Source organism: Phormidium sp. CCY1219 (assembly GCF_035615515.1).
Lineage (GTDB): Bacteria > Cyanobacteriota > Cyanobacteriia > Cyanobacteriales > Laspinemataceae > CCY1219.
In genome coordinates, this window is the sequence record NZ_JAJENT010000417.1 from 1 (window position 1) to 9,303 (window position 9,303).

The 9,303-nt window shown below is 46.6% G+C and carries 7 protein-coding genes; 4 read left to right on the plus strand and 3 right to left on the minus strand.

The window, feature by feature from the left end; genetic code table 11:
• The first annotated feature begins 362 nt into the window (after positions 1–362).
• The 4 genes from LKK83_RS09235 (at position 363) to LKK83_RS09250 (ending at position 4,443) form a co-directional block, all read left to right on the plus strand.
• Entirely contained in the window at positions 363–1,427 is a 1,065-nt protein-coding gene (locus LKK83_RS09235; protein WP_324630787.1) for an adenylate/guanylate cyclase domain-containing protein, read from the plus strand.
• A 505-nt stretch (positions 1,428–1,932) separates the two neighbouring features.
• Positions 1,933–2,226 (plus strand): ATP-dependent Clp protease adapter ClpS, encoded by a 294-nt coding sequence (clpS, locus tag LKK83_RS09240; protein ID WP_324630788.1) that lies wholly within the window; start codon positions 1,933–1,935, stop codon positions 2,224–2,226.
• A 92-nt stretch (positions 2,227–2,318) separates the two neighbouring features.
• Positions 2,319–2,612 carry a DUF2103 domain-containing protein gene (locus LKK83_RS09245; protein ID WP_324630789.1) on the plus strand — a complete coding sequence of 98 codons (294 nt, stop codon included), beginning with the start codon at positions 2,319–2,321 and terminating at the stop codon, positions 2,610–2,612.
• Positions 2,613–3,186: 574 nt separating this feature from the next.
• The gene (locus LKK83_RS09250) at positions 3,187–4,443 is read left to right on the plus strand and encodes an L-lactate MFS transporter (RefSeq protein ID WP_324630790.1); all 1,257 of its coding nucleotides are present in this window, start codon (positions 3,187–3,189) and stop codon (positions 4,441–4,443) included.
• 123 nt (positions 4,444–4,566) lie between these two features.
• On the opposite strand, the gene LKK83_RS09255 is transcribed toward LKK83_RS09250, so the two are convergent.
• The 3 genes from LKK83_RS09255 to LKK83_RS09265 all read right to left on the minus strand — a co-directional run.
• A complete protein-coding gene (locus LKK83_RS09255) occupies positions 4,567–6,063 on the minus strand; it encodes a hypothetical protein (RefSeq protein ID WP_324630792.1) in 1,497 nt (498 codons plus the stop codon).
• Positions 6,060–6,386, minus strand: coding sequence for a hypothetical protein (locus LKK83_RS09260; protein WP_324630793.1), 327 nt, complete (start codon positions 6,384–6,386; stop codon positions 6,060–6,062). Before LKK83_RS09260 ends, LKK83_RS09255 begins: the two co-directional genes overlap by 4 nt.
• 364 nt (positions 6,387–6,750) lie before the next feature.
• On the minus strand, positions 6,751–9,303 hold a 2,553-nt coding region (locus LKK83_RS09265), incomplete at its 5' end, for a CHAT domain-containing protein (protein WP_324630794.1).

A 9,303-nucleotide genomic window follows, 5' to 3' on the forward strand; every position in this document is an offset into this window, starting at 1 on the left:
GACGGTTATACCTACAGTTTCTAGCAGTGATGTTTTGTCAAACTGTTGTCTGTGTAAGGGGGGAGAACTCCTCCCTATGCATAAATGACGAGGGTTTCCGTTCTCCCCCTTACCAACCCTAATTTCTGATGAAATGCAATCGAAGGATCGACGCTCTCGATCGCGCATCGGCGCTTCTCTTGTACGGTTTGGGGTTCCTCCCCTCCCGGTTAGCCTTCTGCCCTCCATCACCTACTACTGGCCCACTTTAGGCACAATAGAGATGAGTCTCCCAAGCATCGAATTCTGCCAAAACTCCCCTGGGGCAATTTTCCCCCTTGCCCCACTCCGTTTGATAGCCTGCTACATTAAGAGGCAATGCCATGAACCTTGACCAAGCCTCGGTGCTGGTAGTTGATGATGTGGAAGCTAACCGCGACCTCCTGTGCCGTCGTTTGAAACGGCAAGGCCATACGGTTAAAGTCGCAGAAGATGGTCTCGAGGCCCTGGAATTACTGCGCGCCGAACCGTTTGATTTGGTGCTGCTCGATATTATGATGCCCAATATGAATGGGTATCAAGTCTTGCAAGAACTGAAAGCTAACCCCCAACTTCGTCATATTCCGGTGATTATGATTTCGGCGATCGATGATATCGATAGCGTGGTGAAATGCATCGAACTCGGCGCAGAAGATTATCTCTCCAAACCGTTTAATCCGGTGATGCTGAAAGCTCGCATTAATGCGTCTCTGGAGAAAAAACGCCTGCGCGACCAAGAACAGGCTTTTGTGCAAAAGTTGCAAGAAGAACAGGAAAAGTCCGAGCTTCTCTTGCTCAATATTCTGCCAAAACCGATCGCGGAACGCCTAAAAGCCGGCGAACGCACGATCGCTGATAATTTTGCTGAAGTGACGGTCCTGTTTGCCGATATCGTGGGCTTCTCTGAGCTCTCTTCTCATCTCTCTCCCCCTGAATTGGTGGAGTTCCTCAATCAGATTTTTTCCGCATTCGATGAGTTGGCAGAAAAGTACGGGTTGGAAAAAATTAAAACGATTGGTGATGCCTATATGGTGGTGGGCGGTTTGCCTACTCCCCGCCCGGATCACGCTGAGGCGATCGCTCATATGGCACTGGATATGTTGACAATCTCCAATCAATTCCGCACTAAGCATGGCGAAAAAATTTCGATGCGAATTGGCATCAATACCGGTCCGGTGGAAGCCGGGGTGATCGGTACCCGCAAGTTTAGCTATGATTTATGGGGTGATACGGTTAATACCGCCAGCCGCATGGAATCTCACGGCATCCCCGGTCGCATCCAAGTCACCGCTCATACCTACCAATACCTCAAGCCTTTATTTGTCTTTGAAGAACGCGGCGTGATTTTTGTTAAAGGTAAAGGTGAAATGATGACCTATCTGCTCACCGATAAACTCCCTAAATCGTAAAAAGAATCTCATAAATATCCTATTTTCTGACAATTTATCCCCATCAAAATTACATTATTCTGGCAATTTTTATCGACCCTTTTTCTCGCCTTTCTCTGGGTTTCTCGGGTTCCCCGGTTCGCGCAAACCGGCAGAGCGCACCTCCGCCGACTTTGGGGATTTCTCCGGTATTACCAATTAACAACTAACAACCCCTAGTGATTAATTCTCAATTCTCAATTCTCCCTGGGTGGCGAAAGCTTCGGTAGTTCGGGAGGATTGTGACTATAGTTGCGCGAAATAAAAGTCCTGGCATTTAAGCGCAAATCTTTATGAGTAAAGAGCTACAGCGTTAGCAAGCGCCCGTAAAAATCGTTCATTATCAAGGCAAAAATTTTTGAAGCTTGCCAGAGATTGATGCTGTGGCGCGAAATTGTTAAGCTAGAGTGCATAAAGCTCAGGTAATATTTTTGATAGCGTTTTCAATAGTTCTATGAGTAGGGTACTTTCAGCAGAGTTTCGAGCTATGGCAACTGCCCCGACAATTGCTCCCGAACGAGTTGGTCAAGTTACCCCCAAACCGTATCCGAATTACAAGGTGATCGTGCTAAACGATGATTTTAATACGTTTCAGCATGTCGCCGAGTGTTTGATGAAGTACATCCCGAACATGACCAGCGATCGCGCGTGGGAATTGACCAACCAAGTCCACTTTGAAGGTCAGGCGACGGTCTGGGTGGGGCCACTGGAGCAAGCTGAACTGTACCATCAGCAACTCAGTCGTGCTGGGTTGACGATGGCTCCTTTAGAAAAGGCATAAGCCATTCCCACGGCGGGGTTGCACTCTATTGTTTGGGGGGCGCACCGTCCTCCCCTACCATTTTCGCAGTCGTTCTATCCTGGTAAAATCCGATGGGCAAACCCCCCAGTGGTCGCTTAGTTCTCAATCATTCTACCCACATCCCCGGCTTAATTGCCGTTCTCGAAAAACTCACCGTTTGCAAGGGCATTCGAACCGTGACGCCCGGTGTCATCGGACGCGCTAAGGGTCATTGTCCGCAAATGAAGTTAAAAATTTCCGTGCCCATTCGCGGCGGATATAAAATCATTGCCAGACAGGGAAAAACCGTGCAAGAGGTGTTTGTGATTGCCGAGTTGACTCGCAAGGAGCTAGAAAGCGCGATCGCATCCTGTTTGGGCAAATAAGTCAAGCTTTCACCGAACAACTTAACAAAATTTCACATTCGCGCCATCAGGGGGCGACAAATACCCTAGTGGGCGCTTTCTCACGCCCCACTAGGCCGCAGGCAAACATTCCGCAACTGGTTCCCCGTGAGAGCGCGAGACCCCCGGAGCGATCGCATTCTACCTGCAAATCGTGCATTGCATGGCAGGACTTGCACAGGGCAAATTCCACGGTTCGAGTTGATGAGGGATACGGTTTTCTCAAACAGCAATCCAAACAAAAGCGGGTAACAAAAAAACAAATTACACCGTTTTATTGCGGGGAAATTGCAAAGGGATTCTACCCCTGAGGTGAGATGTAAAGCGAGTCGGTTCGGTAAAAATGAGAAATTTATTTAATAGAGCAACAAAGGCGATGAATTGTTAACGGATAAGCAAAATATTGTAACAATTTTATGACACCAACTGGTATAAGCAGTTACAGCATGAGTTGAGCAAACTGGGTAGAAAGAAGAGTGCCCACAGAAGTTGTCAATTGTCCCCGGAAAGGGGGATAATTTTTTTTTGCATCAACTTAATCAAGGAGCGATCGCCGATGACAATTACCCCCGATACTTCAGCATTAAAACTGTTGGGACTACCCGCCGAGCGGGGAAGATGGCTGCTGATTCCCCTGGGAATGACCGTTTTGCTCTGTTTGGGAACGGTTTACTCTTGGAGTGTCTTTAGAAATCCCCTAGCAGAACAACTGAATCTGAGCGCTACCGAAAGCCTGTTACCCTACACCGTAGCACTGGTTTGTTATGCTATCCTGATGCCGATCGCCGGATTTTACATTCCGCGAGTTGGCAGCCGGGTAATGACAGCCATTGGCGGGATAGTAGTGGGTTTGGGCTACATTCTCTCTAGCTTTGCCGGCAATATTGTCACCATAACCCTCACCTATGGAGCGATCGGTGGCATAGGAGTGGGCATTACTTACGGTGTGCCGATGGTGGTGGCAGCCCGCTGGTTTCCCGACAAAAAAGGACTGGCGGTGGGTTCAACAATTGTAGGCTTTGGCTTATCTCCATTAATTACCGCCCCCTTAGCCCAAACCTTAATCGATAATTACGATGTTCAATCCACCTTGCGGTTTTTAGGCATGGCGTTTACGATGATTATTCTGGCGATCGCCACCACCATGAAATTGCCTCCCACTTGTTGGCAACCCACAGAGAAACTGTCCGCTGCCAAGAAAACTTCCGCACCCAAGACCTATCCGACAACGTTGCTGAAAAGTTCCTCGTTTTACGGACTGTGGATATGTTATACTATCGGCACCTTTGTGGGATTGAGTGCAATTGGAATTTCCAGTTCGGTGGGTCAGGAACTCATCGAGATCGATCCGGTATTGGCGGCGAAAAGCGTTGCTTTATTTGCTCTGTTTAATGGGTTGAGTCGTCCCCTGTTTGGCTGGTTGACCGATCGCTTTAAACCTCGGTATGTGGCGATCGGGTCTTATACGTTGATTTTAATCGCTTGTATTTTGATGGTGAATGCAGGGGAGGGACAAGTGGCGACCTACTTGATTGCATTCTGTCTGTTTTGGTTTTGTTTGGGCGGATGGTTGGCGATCGCGCCGACGAGTACCCTGCGATTGTTTAATCCCGAAGACTACGCCCAAAATTACGGGATTGTGTTTACCGCCTATGGCGTGGGGGCGTTATTGGGAACCCTGGTGGCGGGACGAATGAGCGATTGGTTTGGTAGCTATACCTATGCCTTTTATCCGATGGCGGGGTTAGCGATAATTGGCATTGTAGTGGCCAGCTTCATGCTGAAACGCGATCGGCCAAAAACCACATCCTAGGGCGCAGGTGTCTTAGGGATTATAAACCGGGTTTCTTCACCACATTTTGACGAATTCACCACCCACTAGAACCAGAAACCCGGTTTCTTGTCTGCTCGAGCTGATAGTGAACCGAGAGTCTAGTTACTCCGAAAAACCCGATCGCAAATCTATTTTTTTCTGACGCGATCGCCTTTGTTTAATCACTTTTTTGGCAATCCACCAAGCGCCGACAGAACATAAGAAACTGGCGATAAAGCCAATAATAAATGGATGGGGGATTAGAGAATGGGGAATTAGAGGAACTTCGATTTTTTCGCCGTTGGGAAAATACCAAGGTTCGGTGATTAACCCAGAAGTGGAGGCCACGATCGCCCCTGCGGCAATTCCCACGCCAATGGACTGAATATGGTCTTGTAAATCTTGGTCAGTTTGTTGGCGATCGCGATCGATTTCTGCTTGTTCCACTTCCACAATTCCCCGCAGAGTAGCAATGTATTGGCCAAACAGAACTTTTCCCGGCATTAAATAATGAAGGTCGGTATCGATTTGTCCGAGAAACTTGCTGCGAGAATCGCTAAACTTTTGCAAACAAGTTAACTGATGGTCGCCCGGAACTCGATCGATTTGTTTCAGAGAGATGGTATAATTTTTGAAATTGGTAATGAGGGTAGTTTGGTGGTCTTCGATGTCTCGAATATAGCTGGCATAAGTAAAGGCTTCCGGGTTGGTTGACAACAGCCATTTTTTGAGGAGAGTTAACCGTTCGGATACATCGCTGGGTAAGTTGTTTAAGGCTTTGGTTTTATTTTCTAACTTGTGATAAGCGGCTTTGGCATCTCGATAGCGATCGCGGGCTTGGTAATAACTAAAACAGATTTTCCAGCGGTAACAAAGTAGATTAATTAGAGGATGATAATAGTCTCCCGCTGCTTCCAGGGTTGTGGTGTCGGGATGGCAGTCTAGCCAGATAATTACATGGCAAGATTTTGCCGGGTTTTCGTCAAAGTTGTCATATTCAAAGATGGGACTATTTAATAGTTGGCCGTCGCCCAGATAAGATAAATTTTGCCACTTGGGGTCGGCTTCTGCGAGTAAGGCGTTTAAGCAGCGATCGGCCACTTGTCGCAGGGTTTCTGGGTTGGTATCGTTGACGATCGGTTTGGCAAATAACACCAAGGTTTGCCCCAGGGAGGCTTGAATGCGATCGGGCAGTAATTTTCCTTGGGGATTTAAATTTTTTAGTTCATTAATAGAGACTTTTCCGCAATAGCGAAATGTTAGGTCAGCGGCGTAAGTATCGTGGATTTGCAGGGCGTAAAGTTCCCCGTTGTGGCGAGGTTCTGGGATGTTATTCGCGTCCGCAGGCAGAATGGGAAAGCGCAAACAACGGCCAATTTCTTCTGAAAGCAGTTCTCGAAATGGAACGGTTCCCCCGTGTTCCGGCAGGTTTAGCCATTGCTGGCAGGTGTCTAAAGGTTCGATCGCCAATTCTTGCCCCAGTTTGGCGAAGTTTTCCCACAGGCGATCGCTATCTTCCACCCGTTCCCCTTCTGCTGATGCCATATCGTGGCAGAGGTGAAACGCATATAAGCTGAGTTTGGGATTTTCGACAAATTCCGGTAGGGAATCTTCACTCATGGCTTGGTTTTAGACGGTGGTTGGTTGCGACGCATGGCATTTTGCAGCATTTCTTGATACAGTTTCGGGTCTGGTGGCGGTGGGGCGTTGCCTTGGTGTCCGGGAACGCGATCGCTTTGCGGTTGTTGGGAGATAGCATCTAGTGCATCCAGGATCGCGGGATGAGATTCACACCAGTCGGCGATCGTATCGGACATTTCCTCTTTATCCGAGGGCAAATTTGCCTGTAATTGTTCTAATTCTGCTTGGCAGTCGGCAAATAAAGGCCATTGAGTCTCTACCAAGGTAATAAAGTTTTGGATGGTTTGGTCTTCTAGTGACATGATTTTGTTCCTACTAGCGCGTCTAGACTAAAATTTTGGGTTCGATCCGATCGTCCGCCAGTCCGCCAGGGAATAAATTCCCTGTCTCATAGCTTAAGTCGGTTGAAACCGACTGAAAGCCTGATTTTGATTGAATTTCAATCCGATTTATTTGAAACCGACTGAAAGCCTGATTTTGATTGAATTTCAGTCCGATTTATCGGACTTTAGCTTTGAGGCGGGGATTTTAATCCCCGACGGGTGTTGCAACGGGTGCCAGATGTCAGTTGAAACCGACTGAAAGCCTTATTTTGATTGAATTTCAGTCCGATTTATCGGACTTGAGCTTTTAGGCGGGGAATTGATTCCCCGACGGTTGTCGCCACTACGCACCGATCGCACAAAACCCCGCCCAATAATAAGGAGAACTAAAGGGTTTTGCCGTTGATTCCATTTTACTAAAGCGCCGCAATTGTTGCCGATAGGTAGAGCGTAATTTTAGCTGACTCGACCATTGCTGCAATGCCTCAGCCGTAGCATCCCGCAACCAGATTTGGGCGTGTTTCAAAGCCAGGGGGACGGTTTCGCCGTTTTTCAGGTTTTGGTAAAAGCGAATCATCAGCAAGGCAGAGGATAAATCATTCACCGTCCAGAGGGTACTGACCACATTGGGGGAACCTGCCATGATAAACCCACTGGGCAACCCGATATATTCATCGCTGGTAGAGGTGAAGTCAGTAATGCCGGTTTCGCAGGCTGACAGGGTGACGAGTCGGCAGCTTGTCAGGTCGAGTCGCAAGATATCTTCGATAGTCAGGCATTTGCCCAAGTCGAGGAGGTTCTTATTTTTCAGAGGGATATAGCGGGTAGGGTCGTCTTCTGGTGGCGGTGGCGCAAATTCGCTTTTGGCCAGAATTAGGGCAGACTTCAGGGCATCTTCAAAATTGAAATAGCCGTGACAAGAAAAATGGGTGCAGTGGGCATTATGGAAATCAAGGGCAGTTTTTTCGGCTTCGTCGTGTTTGAGGACATGGTGAGGGTCGAAGAAATTTTTAATCGCTTCCACTTCGATATCGGTAAAGTTCAGGTCTTTGGTGGGGTTTTGGATGGCAAAGAGTTGGTTAAAGTTGGGGCGTTTTTGTTGTCGCTTTTGGGCTTGTTGCAACACTTGGCAGTTGGGGGCATAGCTTACCCCGTTGGGGAATAATTCTTGTAGGGGCGCAATGCTTGTGCCCTCTTGTGGATTGGATACAGGCAAAGCATGGATTGGGAATAGGTGCAGGAAGCGGTGAGGGATGAGGATGAGTTTTTTGCAGGTGGGGAATGTTTCCCGCAAGTTATGCAGGATTTCATCCAAATGCAGGATTTGGGCAAGGGTTTCTAGGCGTTGAGGCAGATTCTCTTGCCATTGGGTTTTGTTGCGGCGATAGTCGTTGAGATAGGCGTTTCCCCAGTCGATGAGGGTTTTGAAGTCTTCTGGTGAAGACTGCCAGAGGGAAATCCCCCCTGCCCCCCTTTGAAAGGGGGGTTCTGGTTCTCCCCCTTCCAAAGGGGGAGTTAGAGGGGGATTCGGAGTTATGGTAAAAGTCAGGAATTTATCGCCCAGGATATACCATTCCAGAATCGCGGTTTCATCATCCAGTAAAGATTGGATGTCTTGAAATGCCAGGGGTTTATAAGGATATTTGGCCTGGAATTCTTCCCGCAGTTGGGTGATATGGCCATAGTCCGGGTCTGGGTCTTGTTTGAGTCGCCGATCTTCTTCGGCAATTTCTTGGCGCAGTTGTTGCAACCGTTGGCGAATTTCGGCAGGGATTTCTCCGCCCGGATATGCGTCGCGAGTGGCGATGAGTTCGGTCAGGTTCCGGGCTTTGCTGCGATCGGCATATTCTAAGGCTTTATTACGGCGGTTTAATTGAATACAAGTTTCAACCATGAGTACATACGGTTTAATCCATTCTTCATTAAATTTACGTTTTGCTTCGTCCCCAGAGATAATTTCCCCGCGCAAATATTCCACTGTATCGACCGCTTCGGCAAAAGCATTGTAGGCCGATTGATATTTTTTGCTGTTGAGATAAGCCACTCCTAGATTCACCAAAGCTCTTACATAATTTTCAGGAAAAGCCGAGCGAGTAAAAACTTGCAGGGAATTATTAGACAATTCAACGACTTTATTTAAGTTGTATTTAAAATCTTCATAGTTAAAATTTTCAGTCTTCATCTCATAAACATTGGTTAAACATAGTTGGGTTGTAGCCCATCGTTCTGGATTAGATTCTTTGGGAAATACCTTCAAGCCTTCTTCGTAATAAAACTTGGCTTTTATAAGAGAATCTTTTGAATATTGATAGGTAGATAGTCTTATGTAAATATCTCCAAGGTTTAGGTTTAATCTTCCCCAGAGTTCAGGATATTCATCTTTTTTCATTAACTCTAAACTATCTAGACAAGCTGCTAAAGCTTTTCTAAGATTTTCTTGATGATTGCCTAAACTTCGATTTTTATAAACTTCCCCCAAATTATTTTGACATAAAGCCCAGTTATCTGGATACTGTTTTTTGGTGAAAACAGTTAATGCCGATTGGTAATAGTTGATGCTTGTCCGTAAATTGTTTAACTTTTTACCTAGAACGCGATCAATATAAGCATTGCCCAAATAAATTTGAGTATGCGCCCATTTTTCAGGATTATTTTCTTTAGTAAAAAAAGTCAAGGCTTGTTGATGAAAAGCGATGGATTTTTCTATATTATTCGATTTATCCCCTTGAATACGATCGCAATAAGCTAGTCCGAGATAATTTTGAGTATTTGCCCATTTTTCTGTAAATTTCTCTTTCGTATAAACGGTTAAAGCAAGCTGATGAGCCGCAATAGCTTTTTCAATATTATCAGCCATATTGCCCACAGTTCTAGTTCTGTAAATTAATCCTAATAA